The 264-nt window shown below is 51.1% G+C and carries 2 protein-coding genes; both read left to right on the top strand.

Annotated elements, in window-relative coordinates:
* The coding region (locus tag HMPREF2983_RS00610; RefSeq protein ID WP_141757602.1) for a DUF4133 domain-containing protein at window positions 1-131 on the top strand (131 nt) is incomplete at its 5' end.
* Window positions 128-264: DUF3875 domain-containing protein (locus HMPREF2983_RS00605; RefSeq protein WP_141757601.1), on the top strand; the 137-nt coding region annotated here is incomplete at its 3' end. The genes HMPREF2983_RS00610 and HMPREF2983_RS00605, both read left to right, overlap by 4 nt.

Below are 264 nucleotides of genomic sequence, written 5' to 3'. Positions count from 1 at the left end.
TGAACAGAAAGTACGGGCAGTACGGACTGATGAAGAAAGGAGCAGTGCGTATGCACCCACGCTACCTTGTGAACCGCCGTACGGTCTGCCACCTTATCCGTAACCTTCAACCAAAGAAAGCGAAGAAATGAGAAATAAAAGCAAGATAACAACCTTGGAATCGAAGTTCCCGCTGCTCTCCATAGAGCAGGGCTGTCTGGTGAGCAAGGATGCTGACATCACGGTGGCTTTCCGTGTGGAGCTGCCCGAACTCTTTACCGTCAC

The organism is Prevotella sp. HMSC077E09 (assembly GCF_001814685.1).
In the GTDB taxonomy this organism is placed as follows: domain Bacteria; phylum Bacteroidota; class Bacteroidia; order Bacteroidales; family Bacteroidaceae; genus Prevotella; species Prevotella oris.
This window is presented reverse-complemented; position numbering and strand designations above follow the sequence as displayed.